An 18335-nucleotide genomic window follows, 5' to 3' on the forward strand; every position below is an offset into this window, starting at 1 on the left:
GCGTCCTCCTCAGTGGGCCACGGCCGCGGCGCCGTGTTCGTCGATCAGCGCGCCCGTCCGGAAACGGTCGAGGGCGAAGGGGGCATTGAGCGGATGCGGCTCGCCGGTGGCGAGGGTGTGCGCGAAGGTCCAGCCGGCGGCCGGGGTGGCCTTGAAACCGCCGGTGCCCCAGCCGCAGTTGACGTAGAGGTTCTCGACGGGCGTGGTGCCGATGACGGGAGAGGCGTCCGGGGTGACGTCGACGATGCCGCCCCAGGTGCGCAGCACATGCGCGCGGGCGAAGACCGGGAACAGTTCGACGGCGGCGGCCATCTGCTGCTCGATCACATGGAAGGAGCCGCGCTGTCCGTAGCCGTTGTACGAATCGACGCCCGCGCCCATGACCAACTCGCCCTTGTGGGCCTGGGAGACGTAGACGTGCACGTGGTTGGACATGACGACGGTGGGGTGCACCGGCTCGTGCAGTTCGGAGACCAGCGCCTGCAACGGATGCGACTGCACCGGCAGCCGTACGCCCGCCCGCGCGGCCAGCACGCTGCTGTGCCCGGCCGCCGCGAGGCCGACCCGGCCGGCGTGGATGCGGCCCCGGTTGGTGTCGACGCCCACGATCCGGTCGCCCTCTTTGAGGAAGCCTGTGACCTCGCAGTCCTGGATCAGATCCACGCCCAGTTCGTCGGCACGGCGGGCCAGCGCCCAGGCCACGTGGTCGTGCTTGGCGATGCCGGCCCGCGGCTGGAAGGTGCCGCCGAGGACCGGGTACCGGGTGCGGGAGGAGACGTTGAGGATGGGGCAGACCTTGGCGACCTCGTCCGGCTCCAGCCACTCGGCGTCGACGCCGTTGAGCCGGTTGGCGTTGACGCGGCGCACGCCCTCGCGGACGTCCTGGAGGGTGTGCGCGAGGTTGAGGACTCCGCGCTGGCTGAACAGGAAGTCGTAGTCCAGCTCCTCCGGGAGCCGCTCCCACAGCTTGAGGGCGTGCTCGTAGATCGCCGCGCTCTCGTCCCAGAGGTAGTTCGAGCGGATGATCGTGGTGTTGCGGGCCATGTTGCCGCCGGCCAGCCAGCCCTTCTCCAGGACGGCGACATTCGTGATGCCGTGGTTCTTGGCGAGGTAGTAGGCGGTGGCCAGGCCGTGGCCTCCGCCGCCGACGATGATCACGTCGTAGGAGGAGCGCGGCTCGGGGTTGCGCCAGAGGAAGTCCGGGTGCTCCGGCAGCGGTTCGGCGGTCATGCCGCGGCTCCGTTCGCAGAGGGCAAGTGAGGGTAGAGGGGGAAGGCGGCGGCGAGCTTCTCGACCCGGGCGCGCAGTTCGTCCTCGGGCCGTTCGCCCTTCAGCGCCTCGGCGATGATGTCGGCGACCTCGCGGAACTCGACCTCGCCGAAGCCTCGCGTGGCCAGGGCCGGGGTCCCGATCCGCAGCCCGGACGAGACCATCGGCGGGCGCGGGTCGAACGGCACCGCGTTGCGGTTGACGGTGATCCCGACGCGGTGCAGCCGGTCCTCGGCCTGCTGTCCGTCGAGGGTGGAGTTGCGCAGGTCGACCAGGACCAGGTGCACCTCGGTGCCGCCGGTCAGCACCGTGATCCCGGCCTCGGCGACATCGTCGGACAGCAGCCGTCCGGCGAGGATCTTCGCGCCCTTGAGGGTGCGCTGCTGGCGCTCGCGGAACTCCTCGCCGGCGGCCATCTTGAAGGCCACCGCCTTCGCCGCGACGACATGCTCCAGCGGGCCGCCCTGCTGGCCCGGGAAGACCGCGGAGTTGATCTTCTTGGCCAGGTCGGCGCGGCTGAGGATCACCCCGCCGCGCGGGCCGCCGAGGGTCTTGTGTGTCGTGGTCGTCACGACGTCGGCGTACGGCACCGGGCTCGGGTGCAGGCCCGCCGCCACCAGCCCGGCGAAGTGCGCCATGTCCACCATCAGATACGCGCCCACCGCATCCGCGATCCGCCGGAACTCGGCGAAGTCCAGCTGCCGGGGGTAGGCCGACCAGCCGGCGACGATCAGCTTGGGCCGGTGCGTGAGCGCGAGCTGCTCGACCTCGTCCATGTCGACCCGCAGATCGGACTCGCGCACGTGGTACGGCACGACGTTGTAGAGCTTGCCGGAGAAGTTGATGCGCATGCCGTGGGTCAGGTGCCCGCCGTGGGCCAGGTCCAGGCCGAGGATCGTGTCGCCGGGCTTCAGCAGCGCGAACATCGCGGCCGCGTTGGCCTGGGCACCCGAGTGCGGCTGGACGTTCGCGGCCTCCGCACCGAACAGTTCCTTCACCCGGTCGATGGCCAACTGCTCGACGACGTCGACGTGTTCACAGCCGCCGTAGTAGCGCCGACCCGGGTAGCCCTCGGCGTACTTGTTGGTCAGGACCGAGCCCTGCGCCTCCATCACCGCGGCCGGGGCGAAGTTCTCGGAGGCGATCATCTCCAGGGTGGACTGCTGGCGGTGGAGTTCGGCCGCCACCGCGGCGGCGACCTCCGGGTCGAGTGCTCCGAGCGGGAGGGAGAGCGGCGAGGTGGCCTGGGCGAGCAGCGGGGTCGTTGCCATCGAGCACCATCCTGAGAGCCAACTAATGGTCAATTGATATATCAGCTTGTGCGGTAAGGTATGTGAGCTCACGGAACAGGTCAAGGGGGCGCCCATGCAGCAAACGGCGGCCGAGGGCGAGGAACTGTCCCTCGCCGAACGCGCCTACCGTGCCATCCGCGACCGGCTGGTCATGCTGGAGATCCGTCCGGGTGCGCCGATCAACGAGGAGCAGCTCGGGCAGTCCCTCGGGGTCGGAAGGACGCCGGTACGCGAGGCGCTCAAGCGGCTCCAGTACGAGCGGCTCATCACGACCTACCCGCGGCGCGGCACCTTCGCCGCCGACGTCAACATCACCGACCTGGCCCACATCTCCGAGGTGCGCCAGGAACTGGAACCCCTCGCCGCCGCCCAGGCTGCACGCCGGGCCACGACGACGGACCGCGCGACGCTGACGGCTCTGCGACAGGCACTGCGGAGCGTGGACCCACGCCGCGACGACGCCACCGCACTCATGCACCTGGACCTCAAGGTCCACCGCGCCATCTACGCCGCCACGCACAACCCGTACCTGGAGGACACCCTCGTCCGCCACGACAACCTGGCGACCCGCATCTGGTGCCTGTTCATCGACCGGCTGTCCGACATGTCCGGTCACGTCGGGGAGCACGGCCCGCTGATCGAGGCGATCGTCGCCGGGGACGCCGACACCGCGGCAGGGCTCGCGCGCAGCCACGTCATGGGCTTCGAACGGGCCATCCGCGACGCCGTCTGACCCGGCACGGTGAGCCTGCGGGGCCGACAACTCGCTTTCAGAACATGCTGGTTGGAGATGGAACCGTCCACATGTGCGGAGCGATGCCAGCCTCGGAGAACTGATCGTCCAGCTTTGGCGCCGCTGTCACAGGATGCTGTCGATGAAGGTCCGCGTCGACTCGTGGACGGGTGCGTCGATCACCTGGGACGGCGGGCCCTTCTCGACGAGTCGGCCCTCGGACATGAAGACCACTTCGTCGGCGACGCCGCGGGCGAAGCCGATCTCGTGGGTCACCACCATCATGGTCATACCGCTGGTCGCCAGCCGCTTCATGACGCCCAGCACCTCACCGACGAGTTCGGGGTCCAGAGCCGAGGTCGGCTCGTCGAAGAGCATGACGCTGGGCTTCATGACCAGGGCCCTCGCGATCGCCACGCGCTGCTGCTGACCGCCGGACAAGGTGCTGGGGTAGACATCGGACTTGTGGGCCATCCCCACCTCCTCCAGCGCCTGCATCGCGTCCGCCACCGCCTGGGCCTTGTCCACGCCCTTGACCCGGCGCGGCGCCTCGATGAGGTTCTCCAGCACCGTCATGTGCGGAAAGAGGTTGTAGGCCTGGAAGACCATGCCGGTCTTGGTGCGCTGCTTCGCGATGGCCGAGGGCGGCAGTTCGTGCAGCTTGTCGCCCTTGATGCGGTAACCGATCACCTCGCCGTCCACGATGACGGTGCCGCGGGACGGGCGTTCGAGGTGGTTGACGCAGCGCAGCATGGTGCTCTTGCCCGAGCCGGAGCGCCCGAGGATGACGACGACCTGGCCCCGGTGCACCTCCAGGTCGACTCCCTTGAGAACCTCGACGGGTCCGAAGCTCTTGTGCAGGTCGATGATCCGGACGATGGGATCGGCCGTCGGGGTGTCGGTGCCGTCGGGCGTGGATGTCGTTGCGCTCATCGGATCTTCACCGGTCCTTTTCGTTGTGCCGGTCACGCCGGAGTCGGGGTGTCGTTCGACTGGGATCGCTGCCAGAGCCTGGACCGGAGCGAGCGGAGCTTCGCGAGTCCGCCCGGCCGTTGCGTGCCGACGTGGACACCGCGTCCGTAATGACGCTCGATGTGGCTCTGGGCGTAGGACAGGACCGTGGTACACACCAGGTACCAGAGCGAGATGACGACGAGCAGCGGGATCGTGCGGAAGTTCTGCGAGTAGATCAGTTGCGCCGAGTACAGCAGGTCGGCGAGCGCGATGATGCTCACCAGCGAGGAGTGCTTCAGCATGCCGATGACCTGGTTGCCGGTCGGCGGGACGATCACTCGCAGGGCCTGCGGCAGGATCACTCTGCGGAAGGTCAGCCAGCGGTTCATCCCGAGCGCGATGGCCGCCTCGCCCTGGTGCTTGGGCACCGAGAGCAGGCCACCACGCACGATCTCCGCCATGTAGGCCGACTCGTTCAGGGTCAGGCCGATGATGGCGACCGCCCACAGGTTCAGCACGCCGTTGGTCGCCGCGCCGGCGATCTCAGGCCCCCCGAACGGCACGCTGAGCGACAACCGGGGATAGAGGGCCGAGAGATTGAACCAGAAGATCAGCTGGACGAGGAGCGGCGTGCCTCGGAAGAACCACAGATAGGCGCCCGACAGTGTGGACAGCACCCGGTTCGCCGACATCCGGCAGGCGGCCAGAACGATGCCGAGGATGATGCCCAGGGTCATGGACACCCCAGTGAGGACCAGTGTGGTGCGCAGGCCCGCCATGATCTCGGGGTTGAACAGGTACTCCCAGACGACCGGCCACTCGAAGTTGGCGTTGGTCATCACGGAGTAGCCCAGACTTGCCGCGGCGAGGAGAACGAGCAGCGCGGCGAGGCGCCGGCCGAGATACCGCATCGGAACGAGTTCCGAGGGCGGGGTGGCTGACGGGGCCACCCGTGTGGAGTCCGTGGCAGTGGCCGCCTTCATCAGTTGCTCCCCGTGGACGGAAGGATCTCGGCCTTGTCGATCAGCCCCTGGCCGGCGTTGAACTCGTCGAGGATCTTCTGCAGTTCACCGTTCTCGATCAGGTGGTCGGTGGCCGCCTGAACCGCCTTGGCGAACTTCTCGGTGTCGCTGTTTCGGCCCAGCACCATGCCGGTCTTGTACTGGGGGGCCCAGGGCAGCTCGACCAGCTTGAACTGGTTCTTGGTCTGGCTCATCACATAGGCGACCTGGCTCGCGCTGCTCACCGCCGCGTCGACCCGGCCGCCGCTCAGGGCGAGGTTGACCTCGGCCTGCGACTTGAAGGTCTTGACCGTGATCGCGCTCTTGCCCGCGGTCTTGCACTTGCCCGCGAGCTCCGTGGCCAGCGCGGCCTCGGCGGAACCGAGCGAGGCGGCCAGGGTGTGACCGCAGAGGTCTGTTTCGCCGGCGGCACTGGTGATCTTGCTGCCGGTCGGCACCATGAGGGCGTCGCTCGACGAGTGGTTGGTCACGAACGTGACGGTCGCCGTACGCTCGTCCGTCGCGTAGATCTCCCCGGTCGCGGCGTCGTACCGGCCGGCCTGCAGGCCGGCGATGATGCCGTCGAACGGGGCGATCTTGATCTGGACCTTCAGGCCCAGGACCGCGGCGATCTGCCGCACGTTCTCGATGTCCCAGCCGGTGGGGGTCCCGCCGTTGGCCGGCTCGATCACCGCGGGCGGGTACGTGGCGGCGGCGATCGTCAAGGTGCCTTTCTCTGCTATCGACTTGGGAACCATGGCGGCGATCGAGTCGACCTTCTGCGACCCGCCGTCCGCCGCGGCGGTGGAGGAACCGGTGGTGGACGACCCGCACGCGGCCGTCGACCCGATCAGTGCTACGGATCCGACGATCGCCCCGAAGCGAACCAGACGTGAACCGCGAAGACGCTTCATGACTCTCCCTGCCTGTGGCTGAAATGCCTGAGCGGATTAATCCCGAAATAGTCCCTGTTTCGGATGTCTCGGGACCGCGTGATGGCAGGTAACTTCGCACCTTCATCGAGGTCTGACAAGATGTGATCACAGATCTTTTTTGTCTCGATACCCACACCCCTTGCTCTGACCTGGGAAAAGCGCCCGTCAGGAATTTTGACGAGCGAGCGCGAAGGCGATCATGCCCCCCTGACACGACGGCGAACCGGGCGAGTGAGGGGATGGCAACCTGCCTCGGCCGCAATCCCCCGCCCAGCACGCACCAATCAGTGCGATTCGTAGTAAATCGGTAATCCATTGGTAACCGATGGGGCGGAATATGGTCAGTCACGCGTCGGTAGAAGGAAGGAACGGCAGCGGATCCACCGAAGCGCAGTCCCGGCCGAGCGCGGCTCGGTGACCGGGGCCGATACTCGGCCGCCGCGCCGCCTAACGCGAGACCAGCTGTTCCTTGATCCGGTCGGTGGCGTTGGCCAGCGACTCGTTGGTGATCGCGGCCGCTGCCGCGCCGTCGCGCGCATGGGCAGCCTTGAGCAACTGCTCCTGATAGCGCCACAGCGTGTCGTCGCCGGGTGCGTCGAGGGCCGCCCGGGCGCCGACGACCTTGTAGGCGCGGCAGTGCTGCCACAGGGTACGGATGGTGTTCACCAGCACGGGGTTGCCGGCCGCCTCGTAGAGAATCGCGAGGAGGGCCTCGTCGTGGTCGAGGTACGGAGCGACGGCACCGTCGGCTATCGCGCGCCGCATCAGCTCGAACTCCTCACGCATGCGGGCGGCGTCCGCCTCGTCGATCCGCGTGGCGCCGCGGCGCGCGGCCTCGACCTCCAGGACCTGCCGCGTGTCGTAGATGTGGAGCAGCTCGGCGAGGTGCTGGCCCTTCACCACCGAGCCCTTGTGCGGGACGCGCTCGGCAAAGCCGGCCTCCTCCAGGCGCCGGATGGCTTCGCGCACCGGCATCACGCTGGTCCCGACCTCGGCGGCGAGATCACGGATCCGCAAGCGGTAGCCGGCTGGATACTCGCCACTCGTGATCGCCTCGTGCAGTACCGCGTACACCTGGTCGGTCAGAGAGGGCGACGGCTCGACACGTTTGGACATACGCACGACTGAATCATAAAGGGCCTGGTCGGTGGCAGGAGTTCGACGAACGCTCGCGTCCGTCCCGTCTCCGGGCCGCGCCGCCCCAGCGGGAACCTCCTTCGAAAACTCCACCTGAACCCCACTCCAACCCATTGTGTGATCTGTGATCACATCCTATGGTGGCGGGCAACCGCGGTGGGACCGGAGCTCCCCCCCGGGCATCGCGTGACGAAGCCCCTGCCCCCAGACATCAGCGCATGGGACGTGTCGGGACCGGACGTCCGACACCTACGACAAGACATCAACCCCCGCCTGCCCCGGAACCCCCCTCGACGAGTGAGCCCGGGAATCGCTCCAGGAGGCCGTGATGACCGTGAACGCCGGAAACAGGCTGGATGACGCACCACTGTCCCGGTTCCACAAGAAGCTCGCGTTGTACTCCTCCGGGGGTCCGTTCCTCGACGGGTACGTCCTGAGCATCATCGGCGTCGCGATGGTGCAGATCTCGCCGCAGCTGAACCTGTCCGACTCCGCCGAGGGCCTGATCGGCGCGTCCGCGCTCATCGGCATCTTCCTCGGCGCGTTCGTGGGCGGCTGGCTGACCGACAGGTTCGGCCGACAGCTCCTCTACACCATCGACCTGATCGCCATCATCGTCTGCTCGGTCGCCCAGTTCTGGGCCACCGACCCGGTGTGGCTCTTCATCCTGCGGCTGCTGATCGGCGCCGCGGTCGGCGCGGACTACCCCATCGCCACCTCGCTGCTGGCCGAGTTCACGCCCCGCCGCTACCGGGGCCCGCTGCTCGGCGGCCTGGTCGTCATGTGGTTCGTGGGCGCCGCCGCGGCCTACATCGTCGGCGAGATCATGCTGTCGACCATGGGCAACGACGCCTGGCGGTGGATGCTCGCCAGCGCCACCCTGCCCGCCACGGTCATCGTGCTGCTGCGCCACGGCACACCGGAGTCCCCGCGCTGGCTGGCCAACAAGGGGCGCGTGGACGAAGCCAACGCCGTCCTGCAGCAGGTCTACGGCCCTGACGTGACGGTCGCCGACATGCCGGACGAGGCCGAGGAACGCGAGAACGTCGACATCAAGGCGATCCTGCGCTCCGGCTACGGCGGACGGATGCTCTACATCACCGTCTTCTGGACCTGTTCCATCGTCCCGCTCTTCGCCATCTACGCCTTCGGCCCGAAGATCCTGGACGCGCTGAAGCTGGAGGGCGGCCTGGCCAACATCGGCGAGGCCATGATCACCGTGATGTTCCTGATCGGCTGTGTGGTCGCCCTGCTCGGCGTGAACAAGATGGGCCGGTGTCCGCTGGTCATCCACAGCTTCCTCTGGTCGGGCCTCGCCCTGCTGCTGCTCGGCATCTTCCCCGACGCCCCCTCGGGCGTGATCATGACCCTGTTCGCCCTGTACGCGGTCATCATCGGCGGCACCCAGATCCTGCAGTGGATCTACCCCAACGAACTATTCCCGACCGAGATGCGCGGCTCCGCCGTGGGCCTGGCCTCCTCGGCCAGCCGGATCGGCGCCGCCGTCGGCACCTATCTCGTCCCCATGGCCCTGACCGGCTGGGGTGTCGGCGGCACCATGCTGGCGGCCGCCGCCATCAGCCTAGTCGGCGCCGTCGTCTCCGTCTTCTGGGCGCCCGAGACCCGCGGCATGGCCTTGCACGAGGCCGCGGCACTGACGCCGCAAAGCGGCAAACCCGTCGGCCGCCCCGCGAACGTCTGACCAACCGGTCCGAACCCACCGTTCGGCGGAGGCCCGGACGGATCCCCCGAACACCCTGGTGGCCGTATCGCTCGGCACAACGGGACATGGCACGGCAAGGCTCTTCGAGCGGCCGAAATATTCACCCGCAACTGCGCAGGAGGGTCGATGAAAGACGTAGTGATCGTGGGAGGCGGCATCGCCGGTCTCGCCGCCGGCTGGCGTCTGCGGCACTGGGACACACTCCTGCTCGAATCCGAGGGCCGGGTCGGCGGACGCATCCGCTCGGAGCGCCGCGGACCGTACTGGCTCAACTGGGGTGGTCACGTCTACGCCGGCGGCGACTCGGCCACGTCATGGCTGCTGAACAGCACCGGCGTGGACTCGGTGGCGGTGCCCGGCTCGCTGGCCGGACTGTCGATGAACGGCAAGCTGCTGCTCAGAGGCCGCGTGGAGAGCTACCCGTTCCGCATTCCGATGCCGATGTCGGCGCGGGTCGGCATGGTCAGGGCAGGCGCGAAGGTCGCCCTGCACGTGGCCCGCTACGCCCGGATCGTGCAGCGGCGCAAGGGCGAGACCGAGGCCCAACGCCAGCAGCGTATCTACGACTTCATGAACGACCGTTCCTTCAAGGACTTCATCGGCGACCTCCCCGAGGACGCCGAGGCCCTGTTCAAGCCCACGGTCACCCGCTCCGCCGCCGACATCGACCAGCTCTCCGCGGGCGCGGGCGTCGGCTACTTCAGCCTGGTGTGGAACATCGGCGCGGGCCTCTCGCAGAGCATCATCGGCGGCCCGTCCACCCTCACCGAGTCCATCGCCGCGACCCTGGGCGACCGGGTGCGGCTGAACGCGACCGTCGACGAGGTGATCCAGAAGAACGGCTCCGTCGTGATCCGCTACCGGGAGGGCGGCGTGGAGAAGGAGGTCGAGGCCCGCTGCGTGGTCCTGGCCACGCCCGCGACCGTCAGCCACCGGATCGCCGTCGATCTCGACCCCTACATCCGCGAGGCCCTGTCGAAGATCGTCTACGGCCCCTACGTGAGTGCCGCGTTCCTCAGCAACGAGACGGGGCGCCAGGTCTGGGACGACGCCTACGGCATCGCCACACCGAAACGATCCTTCAATGTCGCGCTGAACATGTCCAACGTCGTGCACGGCTACGAGTCGGAACGCCGGCCCGGCAGCAGCATCATGACCTTCTCGCCGGGCAGTCTGGCCCGCGAGCTGCTGGAGCACGACGACGACAAGATCCGCCGGATCTACCTCGACGACCTCGACCAGGTCCTGCCCGGCTTCGCCGACAAGGTCGTCGAGGCCGAGGTTCAGCGCTGGCCCACGGGTGCGCCGTACTGCTTCCCGGGCCGCGGAAAGCTCCAGCAGACGCTCACCCGCCGCACCGGACGCGTCCTCCTGGCCGGTGACTACCTCGGCACCCTCTACACCGAGACCGCGATCTCGTCCGGACTCTCCGCGGCCCAGGAGGCCCAGAGCCTGCTGGCCACCGACCGGCAGACCGCCCCGCACGGCCTGGCGCCGGCGGGCGCCACTCCCTGAGCCGACCGTTCCGTCCGGAGCCCGACGGCTCCGGCCTCCCGTCCGCTGCCCGGTATCCACGCCCCGGCGCTCGCCCGCCCACAGCCTTCATCTCAGGAGACTCGACAATGTCGACACAGCTGAGCGGTGTCCTCACCGCACTCGCCTCACCGTTCGCCTCGGACGGAGAACTCGACGAGAAGACACTGCGCCGCCTGGTCGACCGCAGCATCGACGGCGGGGTCGACGGTGTCGTCGCCTGCGGATCCACGGGTGAGTTCGCGGCGATGAGCGCCGCGGAACGGCGCCAGGTGGTCGAGACCGTCGTCGACCAGGTCGCCGGACGTGTGCCGGTCATCGCCCAGACCGGTGCGGTGAGCACCAGGGAGGCGATCGAGCTCTCCCGCCATGCCGAGGCCGCCGGAGCCTCGATCCTGATGGTGGTCGCCCCCTACTACGAGCCGCTCACGCTCGACGAGACGCTGCGTTACCTGCGCACCGTCGCCGACGCCGTGAACATTCCGATCATGCTCTACAACCTGCCCGGCGCCACCGGGGTCAACCTTTCGCCGGAGACCGTCGGACAGCTCGCCCGCGAGGTCGAGAACATCCAGTACATCAAGGACACCAGCGCCGACATGGCCCAGGCCGGGCAGCTGATCCACCGCTACGGCGACGTCATCTCCACCTTCATCGGCTGGGACAGCCTCCTGCTGCAGGCGATCTCCGAGGGCGCCGCCGGTGTCATGGCCGGGACCGCGAACGTGATGCCGGTCGAACTCGTCTCGATCCACCGGGCGCTGCGCGACGGCGACCTCGCCCGCGCGCAGGCCGAATGGGCGCGGATCTACCCGCTGATGGACGCGATCATGTCCGCCCCGTTCATCCCGGCGGTCAAGGCCGCCCTGAACGCGGTCGGCCTGCCCGTCGGCGCGCCCCGTGAGCCGCTGCTCGGCCTCGACGACGCCACCGCCGCCAGGATCTCCTCCCTGATCGAGACGATGCCGCAGCTCTCGACGGCACGCTGAGGAAGGGCCGCAGTCATGAGATTCCTCGACGAGCACGACGTCCGTTCCGTCTTCGACATCGACACCGCGATCGCCTCGCAGCGGGCGGCGTTCGTCGCTCTCGCGCGGGGAGAGGCATGGCAGCCGGAGAAGATCCTGGGCGGTTACGCCGACGACCCCGACAGTGTCTTCTGCTACGCCTCCCGCCTCGACCCGGCGAGCGGCCCGGTCTGCAAGTTCGGGAGCATCAACCCCGGGAACGCGGGAAGCGGCCTGCCCACCATCCATGCGGTGGTCGCCGTGCTCGACCCCCGCACCGGCGTCCCGCTGGCCTTCATGGACGGTACGGCGATCACCACACTGCGCACCTCCGCCGCGAGCGCGGTCGCGGTCGAGGCACTGGCCAGGAAGGACGCGGCCCGCCTCCTCGTACTGGGGTCCGGGGTACAGGGGCAGGCGCACGTCGCCGCTCTGCAGCGCGACAAGGGCTATGCCTGGACCGGAATGTGGTCACCGCCCGGGTCCCCGCTCGACGCCGCCGTCGGACGCCTGCGCGAGCAGGGGTTCGACGTCGAACCGGTGCGGTCCCTGAGCGACGCGATCTCCGAGGCGGACGTCGTCGTCTGCGCCACGCTGGCCACCGAGCCACTGTTCACCGCGCGTCAGCTCCGACCCGGTACCACGGTCGTCGCGGTCGGATCCTTCGACCGGCACCGTTGCGAGATCGGCCCCGACGTCCTGCGCGCCGGCCGCCACGTCGTCGTCGATCACGCACCGACGGCGCGCCAGAACTGCGGTCCGCTCGTCGCCGACCGGGCGCAGAGCGCCTCGGCGGAGCTGGAGGTCCTCGAACTCGGCCATGTCCTGACCGGTGCCGTGGCCGGCCGCAGCGACGACGGCGACATCGTGACGTATCTCAGCGCCGGCCTCGGCGTGCAGGACGCGGCAGCGGCCTGGAGCGTCTACCAGCAGGCCGAACTGCACGGCGTCGGCCGGAGCGTCGGCTGACCGGCCCCCGCACCACCCGGCGTCGGCCCACCCCCACTCGACCACACTCAAGGAGTCACCGACCATGACCACCACTACCGGCCCCACCGCCGCGGTTCGACGCGCCACGGACGCGCCGCCCCTGATCACCGAAGCCGACCTGCCCCCAGCCCGCCACTTCATCGACGGGAAGTTCGTCGACGGATCGACGCAGCAGGCGATCGACGTGGTCGACCCGAGCACGGAGAACGTCATCGCGCGCATTCCCGAGGCAACCGTCGAGGACATCGACAGCGCCGTCGCCGCCGCGGTCTCGGCCAAGGAGCAGTGGGCGCTTCGGGTCCCCAAGGACCGCTCGGAGGTGCTGCACGCCGTCGCCGACCGGCTGGCGGAGCACACCGACCTCCTCGTCCGGCTGGAGTCGGCGAACACCGGAAAGCCGCTCGCGGTGTCCCGGGACGACGTGGCCATGACGATCGACACCTTCCGCTTCATGGCGGGCGCGGTGCGCGCGACCACCTCCCTGGCCGCTGGTGACTACGCCGAGGACCATCTCTCGGTCATCCTGCGCGAACCGCTCGGCGTGGTCGGCGTGATCACCCCGTGGAACTACCCCCTGCTCATGGCGGCCTGGAAGATCGCGCCGATTCTCGCCGCCGGCAACACCCTGGTCATCAAGCCGTCCGAGCAGACCCCGCTGACGACCCTGAAGTTCGCCGAACTCGTCGCCGATCTCCTGCCGCCCGGCGTGGTGAACGTCGTCAACGGCTACGGCGCGGTCGCCGGGGCCCGCCTCGCCGAGCACCCGGACGTTGACATGATCGCCCTGACCGGTTCGGTCAACAGCGGTCGTGCCGTCGCCCGGGCCGCCGCCGACACCCTCAAGCGAGTGCACCTCGAACTGGGCGGCAAGGCACCGGTCGTGGTCTTCGAGGACGCCGACCTGGCGGCCACCGCGTCGTCACTGCGCACCGGCAGTTTCTGGAACTCGGGCCAGGAGTGCGGGGCCGCCTGTCGCGTCCTCGTCCACGAGTCGGTCGCCGAGCGGTTCGTCGAGCAGCTCGTCGGCGAGGTCCGGTCCCTGGTCGTCGGTGAGCCGACCTCCGGCGAGGACGTGGAGGTCGGCCCCATGGTCTCGAAGGCGCACTTCGAGCGGGTCACGGGCTATCTGGAGCGTGCCAAGGCCGAAGGCGTCCGGGTGGCGACCGGCGGCGGAGCCCTCGACGGACCCGGCTACTTCGTGGCGCCGACCGTGCTGGTCGACGTCCCCGAAGGCGCCGAGGTCGCCCGCGAGGAGATCTTCGGCCCCGTCGTCACCGTCGAGACCTTCGCCGACGAGGAGGAGGCGGTACGACGGGCCAACGACGTACCGCTCGGCCTGTCGGCATCCGTGTGGACCGAGAACGCCCGTCGCAGCCACGACATCGCGGCCCGTCTCGACTTCGGAACCGTCTGGGTCAACTCCCACCTGGTCCTGGCCGGAGAAGTCCCCTGGGGCGGCTTCAAGGGCTCCGGCTACGGACGGGACCTGTCGATCTACGCCCTGGACGACTACTCGCGCACCAAGCACGTCATGCACAACCACGGGCGCTGACCCGCCCGTCCGGACAATCCGCGGAGGTGTGAGGTGGCTGTCACCGACCCCCTGATGAGCCCGTTCGTCCTGAAGAACCTGACGTTGCGCAACCGCATCGTCAGCACGTCCCATGAGCCGGCCTACAGCGAGGACGGTCTGCCCAAGGACCGCTACCGCGCCTACCACGTCGAGAAGGCCCGTGGTGGCGTCGCGTTGACCATGATCGGGGGCAGCGCGCTGGTCAGCCGGGACAGCGCCCCCGCCTTCGGAAACCTGCAGCTCTGGAAGGACGAGTCGGAGCCCTGGCTGCGCCGGCTCGCCGACGAGGTCCACGAGCAGGGCGCCGCCGTGATGACCCAGCTCACCCACCTCGGCCACCGCACCAGCAACTACACCGACACCTGGCTCCCGGCGATCTCGGCGAGCAACGTCCGCGAACCCGCGCACCGCGCGTTCACCAAGGCGGCCGAGCAGTGGGACCTCGACCGGGTGCTCAAGGACTTCGTCGCCGCCGCGCAGCGCTGCCGGTCGGCCGGCCTCGACGGGGTCGAACTCATGACCTGGGGCCATTTCCTGGACTCGTTCTGGACGCCGTACTGGAACCACCGGGACGACGAGTACGGCGGCTCCTACGAGAACCGGATGCGCTACCCGCTCCAGGTCATCCGCGCGGTACGAGAAGCCGTCGGCCCCGACTTCGTCATCGGCGCGCGCATGACCTTCGACGAGGAGCGTGAGGGCGGCCTGGAGACGCCCGAGGCGCTGCGCATCGCCGAGGACATCACCGAGGCCGGGATCGACTTCATCAGCCTCATCAAGGGCTCGATCGGCACCGACGCCGACCTGGCCCGCACCATTCCGCCGATGTCCACGCCGGCCTCTCCCCACCTGGAGTTCGCCGGACGCATCAAGCAGAAGCTCTCCGTCCCGGTCATGCACGCCGCCCGCATCAGCGACGTCGCCACCGCGCGGTACGCCGTCGCCGAGGGACTGCTCGACATGGTCGGCATGACCCGGGCCCTGATGGCCGACCCCGAACTGCCCAACAAGGTCCGCGACGGCCACACGGACCGCATCCGTCCGTGCGTCGGCGCCAACATGTGCATCGACGGCATCTACGCCTCCGGTGCGGCGTACTGCATGCACAACCCGTCCACCGGCCGCGAACTCGACGTACCCCAGCGCATCGACCGTGCGAGCACACCGAAGCGCGTGGCGGTGGTCGGAGCCGGGCCCGCCGGCCTGGAAGCGGCCCGGGTCCTCGCCGAGCGCGGTCACGACGTACACCTCTTCGAGGCCGCCGACAGGGTGGGCGGACAGCTCCTGCTGGCATCGAAGTCCCAGCGTCGCCGCGACCTGCGCGGAATCATCGACTGGCGCACCGAGGAACTCGCCCGCCTGGGCGTTCCGGTCTCGCTGAACACCTACGTCGACGGCCCGACGCTTCTTGAGCAGTCCTGGGACGTCGTGATCGTCGCGACCGGCGGCGCTCCGGCCGCCCCCCGCGTCCCGGGGGCCCGGCTGGTCCACGACACCTGGGACGTGCTCTCGGGGGCCAAGCGACTGCGGGGGCGTGTGATGGTCTACGACGACCACGGCGGCAACCAGGCACTCGACGCGGTGGAGGCCCTGGTCCAGGGCGGCGCCACCGTCGAGATCGTCACGCCCGAGCGCACCCTCTCCCCCGACGTAGGTTCGCTCACGGCGTCCTCCTACTTCAACACGCTGGCGGAGAACGGCGTCGCGGTCACCGTCCTCCGGCGGCTGCGCGGGGTCACCAAGACCGCGGACGGTGTGACGGTGGAACTGGGGGTGGACGGTTTCGCCTTCCGTGAGCAGCGCACCTTCGACGCCGTCGTGGCCGAGATGGGCACCGATCCGGTCCGGGAGCTCTACGACGAGCTGCTGGACTCCTCGACCAACCTGGGCGCCGTCGACCTGACGGAACTGCTGGCTCTGGGGCCCCAGTCGGTGGTCCGCAACGAGGACGGTTCGTTCCGGCTGTTCCGTATCGGGGACGCGGTGGCCAGCAGGAACGTCCACGCCGCGATGCTGGACGCGGCCCGCCTGTGCCGAGCGATCTGAGAGACGGCGAAGGAAGTCGGTCACAATGTCTTTCAAGCGAATGATCCACGCGGTGGAGACCCACTCGGGCGAGCCGATGCGCGTCATCACCGGGGGTGTCCCGCACATCCCCGGCGAGTCCGTCTACGAGCAGATGAAGTGGCTCGAACGGAACGACGACCAGCTCCGGTCGCTCATGCTGCGCGAGCCCCGTGGCTATCCGCCCCTGTGCTGCAACCTGATCGTCCCGCCCAAGCACCCGGACGCCGCGGCCGGCTACATCATCATGGAGCAGGTCGAGTACCCCGTCATGAGCGGCGGCAACACCATCGCCGTCGCGACCGTCCTGCTCGAAACCGGCATGATCCCCATGCGGGAGCCCGTCACCGAGTTCACGCTCGAAGCCCCGGCAGGGCTCATCGGCATCCGGGCCGAGTGCCGCGACGGCAAGGTGAAGCAGGTCACCTTCGAGAACGTGCCCGCCTTCGCCGCGCACCTCGACGCCGTGATCGACGTCCCCGGACTCGGCCCGGTGACCGTCGACGTCGGCTGGGGCGGCATGTTCTACGTCATCGCGGACGTGCGGCAGTTCGCGGGGCTGGAGCTGGTGCCGTCCCACGGGCGGGAGATCACCCGTGTCTCCTCCCTGATCCTCCGGGCCGCCCAGGACCAGCTGCCCGTCGAGCACCCCGACTACCCGGGCATCGGGATCACGATCTCCCAGCTGTCCGGCCCCACCGACAATCCGGCCGCCGACATGAAGAACGCGGTGACGGTGGCGAGCGGCCCCGTGGACTTCTCCGACCCCGCGACGTGGACTGGCTCGGTCGACCGCTGCCCGTGCGGCACCGGCACGTGCGCGCGGATGGCCACCCTGTACGCCAAGGGCGCCCTCAAGCTCAACGAACCCTTTCGCCACGAGGGTGTCCTCGGCACCGTCTACACCGGCGAACTCATCCGGGAGGTACAGGTCGGGCCCTACACCGGAGTTGTCCCCACCATCGGCGGCCAGGCCTGGATCTCCGGTTACAGCACCCATGTACTCGACCCGGACGACCCGTTCGTCGACGGCTTCACCGTCGGGGACATCTGGGCCTGAGCGACGCGCGGACGCCCCCGTGCCACGGGCAACCGTGGGAAGCGACCGTGGCCCGACACCGAGTGGGAAGATGAGTGAACTCGTACAACACCCCAGGAGAACGCCCCATGCCCGTCCGTTCCCGCATCCTCTACGTCACCGATCTCGCGTATCAGGCTCGCGGGCGGCGCTACTGCGACGAGGACATCTTGTTGTCGTCCCGGTTGCGGAACGACTTCGACCTAGCCCTGTGCCATCCGCTCGACGCCGCCGCCATGATGGACGACTTCGACGCGGTGGTGGTCCGTAACAGCGGCCCCGTACTGCACTACCAGAAGGAGTACGACGCCTTCCGGGACCGGGCGGCAGCGCGCGGGACGCGGATCTACAACCCGCTCACCGGCCGGGCCGACATGGCTGGCAAGCAGTACCTGCTGGATCTGACCGCGGCCGGATACCCCGTCATCCCCACCGTCGAACGGCCCGAGGACCTCGGACTGCTCCCGGAGAGCGACCAGTACGCGGTCAAGCCGAAGGCCGGAGCGGACTCCATCGGCCTCGACTTCGTGTCTCGGGACGCGCTGCACGACCTCACCTACGGCGACGTCCTGGTCCAGCCCCGCATCGACTTCCGCTACGAGGTGTCGTTCTACTACGTCGACGACTCCTTCCAGTACGCCCTCAACGCCCCCGACCCCGACCGTCGCTGGGCTCTGGCCTCATACCGGCCCACCGAAAGCGACCTGGCGTTCGCCCGGCGCTTCATCGACTGGAACACCCTCGCACACGGCATCCAGCGTGTGGACGCCTGCCGTACTCCGGACGGCGAACTCCTCCTGGTCGAGCTGGAGGACCTCAACCCCTACTTGTCCCTGGACCACGTCGACGACTCCACGCGCGACGCCTTCGTCGCCGACATGACGGCCTCTCTCCACCAGTTCCTGGAAGCCGCCCCGGTCTCCTGATACGGCACCACTGGGGATGCTCTGAAGATCGCGCAGGCCCGGTGCGACCGCCTGGGCGCGTGGCCCAGCGCTGGTGCGTACAGGGCGGTGCAGGCCGGTGGTCCGGGACTGCACCGCCCT

Annotated in this window: 15 protein-coding genes; 9 read left to right on the forward strand and 6 right to left on the reverse strand. The window is 69.0% G+C overall.

What is annotated here, in order from left to right; translation table 11 throughout:
• Positions 1–9 precede the first annotated feature (9 nt).
• Both ICC28_RS38980 and glyA read right to left on the reverse strand, forming a co-directional pair.
• The gene (locus ICC28_RS38980; protein ID WP_188293608.1) at positions 10–1230 is read right to left on the reverse strand and encodes a sarcosine oxidase subunit beta family protein; all 1221 of its coding nucleotides are present in this window, start codon (positions 1228–1230) and stop codon (positions 10–12) included.
• On the reverse strand, positions 1227–2540 hold the full coding sequence (gene glyA / locus ICC28_RS38985) for a serine hydroxymethyltransferase (RefSeq protein ID WP_188293609.1): 1314 nt from the start codon (positions 2538–2540) through the stop codon (positions 1227–1229). Before glyA ends, ICC28_RS38980 begins: the two co-directional genes overlap by 4 nt.
• Before the next feature lie 94 nt (positions 2541–2634).
• Here glyA and ICC28_RS38990 point away from each other — a divergent pair, with 94 nt between their 5' ends.
• Complete coding sequence (locus ICC28_RS38990) at positions 2635–3294, forward strand: GntR family transcriptional regulator (RefSeq protein WP_188293610.1); 660 nt, start codon at positions 2635–2637, stop codon at positions 3292–3294.
• Between the two features lie 126 nt (positions 3295–3420).
• Here the strand turns inward: ICC28_RS38990 and ICC28_RS38995 are convergent, their stop codons facing one another.
• The 4 genes from ICC28_RS38995 to ICC28_RS39010 form a co-directional block, all read right to left on the reverse strand.
• Positions 3421–4227: an amino acid ABC transporter ATP-binding protein gene (locus tag ICC28_RS38995; protein WP_223190713.1), complete on the reverse strand. Its 807-nt coding sequence runs from the start codon at positions 4225–4227 to the stop codon at positions 3421–3423.
• Positions 4228–4259: 32 nt separating this feature from the next.
• Complete coding sequence (locus ICC28_RS39000; protein WP_188293611.1) at positions 4260–5231, reverse strand: amino acid ABC transporter permease; 972 nt, start codon at positions 5229–5231, stop codon at positions 4260–4262.
• A complete protein-coding gene (locus ICC28_RS39005; RefSeq protein ID WP_188293612.1) occupies positions 5231–6163 on the reverse strand; it encodes a transporter substrate-binding domain-containing protein in 933 nt (310 codons plus the stop codon). Before ICC28_RS39005 ends, ICC28_RS39000 begins: the two co-directional genes overlap by 1 nt.
• Positions 6164–6631: 468 nt before the next feature.
• Positions 6632–7300, reverse strand: coding sequence for a GntR family transcriptional regulator (locus tag ICC28_RS39010; RefSeq protein ID WP_188293613.1), 669 nt, complete (start codon positions 7298–7300; stop codon positions 6632–6634).
• A 349-nt stretch (positions 7301–7649) separates the two neighbouring features.
• Between ICC28_RS39010 and ICC28_RS39015 the strand changes: the two genes are divergently transcribed.
• The 8 genes from ICC28_RS39015 to ICC28_RS39050 all read left to right on the forward strand — a co-directional run bounded on the left by ICC28_RS39015 (position 7650) and on the right by ICC28_RS39050 (position 18215).
• Positions 7650–9023, forward strand: a complete 1374-nt coding sequence (locus ICC28_RS39015; protein ID WP_188293614.1) for an MFS transporter — start codon at positions 7650–7652, stop codon at positions 9021–9023.
• Between the two features lie 147 nt (positions 9024–9170).
• Complete coding sequence (locus ICC28_RS39020; RefSeq protein WP_188293615.1) at positions 9171–10559, forward strand: NAD(P)/FAD-dependent oxidoreductase; 1389 nt, start codon at positions 9171–9173, stop codon at positions 10557–10559.
• Between the two features lie 107 nt (positions 10560–10666).
• On the forward strand, positions 10667–11566 hold the full coding sequence (gene dapA / locus ICC28_RS39025; RefSeq protein WP_188293616.1) for a 4-hydroxy-tetrahydrodipicolinate synthase: 900 nt from the start codon (positions 10667–10669) through the stop codon (positions 11564–11566).
• Positions 11567–11581: 15 nt separating this feature from the next.
• Positions 11582–12553, forward strand: coding sequence for an ornithine cyclodeaminase family protein (locus ICC28_RS39030; RefSeq protein ID WP_188293617.1), 972 nt, complete (start codon positions 11582–11584; stop codon positions 12551–12553).
• A gap of 64 nt (positions 12554–12617) precedes the next feature.
• A complete protein-coding gene (locus ICC28_RS39035; RefSeq protein ID WP_188293618.1) occupies positions 12618–14126 on the forward strand; it encodes an aminobutyraldehyde dehydrogenase in 1509 nt (502 codons plus the stop codon).
• Between the two features lie 33 nt (positions 14127–14159).
• Complete coding sequence (locus ICC28_RS39040) at positions 14160–16193, forward strand: FAD-dependent oxidoreductase (protein WP_317454178.1); 2034 nt, start codon at positions 14160–14162, stop codon at positions 16191–16193.
• A gap of 25 nt (positions 16194–16218) precedes the next feature.
• A complete protein-coding gene (locus ICC28_RS39045) occupies positions 16219–17271 on the forward strand; it encodes a proline racemase family protein (RefSeq protein WP_188293619.1) in 1053 nt (350 codons plus the stop codon).
• A 107-nt stretch (positions 17272–17378) separates the two neighbouring features.
• On the forward strand, positions 17379–18215 hold the full coding sequence (locus tag ICC28_RS39050) for a hypothetical protein (protein ID WP_188293620.1): 837 nt from the start codon (positions 17379–17381) through the stop codon (positions 18213–18215).
• The last annotated feature ends 120 nt before the right edge of the window (positions 18216–18335 follow it).

The organism is Streptomyces sp. TRM68416 (genome assembly GCF_014596915.1).
In the GTDB taxonomy this organism is placed as follows: domain Bacteria; phylum Actinomycetota; class Actinomycetes; order Streptomycetales; family Streptomycetaceae; genus Streptomyces.

Bases quoted from the DNA above. Each gene is read 5' to 3' on its own strand.
- ICC28_RS38980 (WP_188293608.1), bottom strand. From the start codon at position 1,230: ATGACCGCCGAACCGCTGCCGGAGCACCCGGACTTCCTCTGGCGCAAC.
- glyA (WP_188293609.1), bottom strand. From the start codon at position 2,540: ATGGCAACGACCCCGCTGCTCGCCCAGGCCACCTCGCCGCTCTCCCTC.
- ICC28_RS38990 (WP_188293610.1), top strand. From the start codon at position 2,635: ATGCAGCAAACGGCGGCCGAGGGCGAGGAACTGTCCCTCGCCGAACGC.
- ICC28_RS38995 (WP_223190713.1), bottom strand. From the start codon at position 4,227: ATGAGCGCAACGACATCCACGCCCGACGGCACCGACACCCCGACGGCC.
- ICC28_RS39000 (WP_188293611.1), bottom strand. From the start codon at position 5,231: ATGAAGGCGGCCACTGCCACGGACTCCACACGGGTGGCCCCGTCAGCC.
- ICC28_RS39005 (WP_188293612.1), bottom strand. From the start codon at position 6,163: ATGAAGCGTCTTCGCGGTTCACGTCTGGTTCGCTTCGGGGCGATCGTC.
- ICC28_RS39010 (WP_188293613.1), bottom strand. From the start codon at position 7,300: ATGTCCAAACGTGTCGAGCCGTCGCCCTCTCTGACCGACCAGGTGTAC.
- ICC28_RS39015 (WP_188293614.1), top strand. From the start codon at position 7,650: ATGACCGTGAACGCCGGAAACAGGCTGGATGACGCACCACTGTCCCGG.
- ICC28_RS39020 (WP_188293615.1), top strand. From the start codon at position 9,171: ATGAAAGACGTAGTGATCGTGGGAGGCGGCATCGCCGGTCTCGCCGCC.
- dapA (WP_188293616.1), top strand. From the start codon at position 10,667: ATGTCGACACAGCTGAGCGGTGTCCTCACCGCACTCGCCTCACCGTTC.
- ICC28_RS39030 (WP_188293617.1), top strand. From the start codon at position 11,582: ATGAGATTCCTCGACGAGCACGACGTCCGTTCCGTCTTCGACATCGAC.
- ICC28_RS39035 (WP_188293618.1), top strand. From the start codon at position 12,618: ATGACCACCACTACCGGCCCCACCGCCGCGGTTCGACGCGCCACGGAC.
- ICC28_RS39045 (WP_188293619.1), top strand. From the start codon at position 16,219: ATGTCTTTCAAGCGAATGATCCACGCGGTGGAGACCCACTCGGGCGAG.
- ICC28_RS39050 (WP_188293620.1), top strand. From the start codon at position 17,379: ATGCCCGTCCGTTCCCGCATCCTCTACGTCACCGATCTCGCGTATCAG.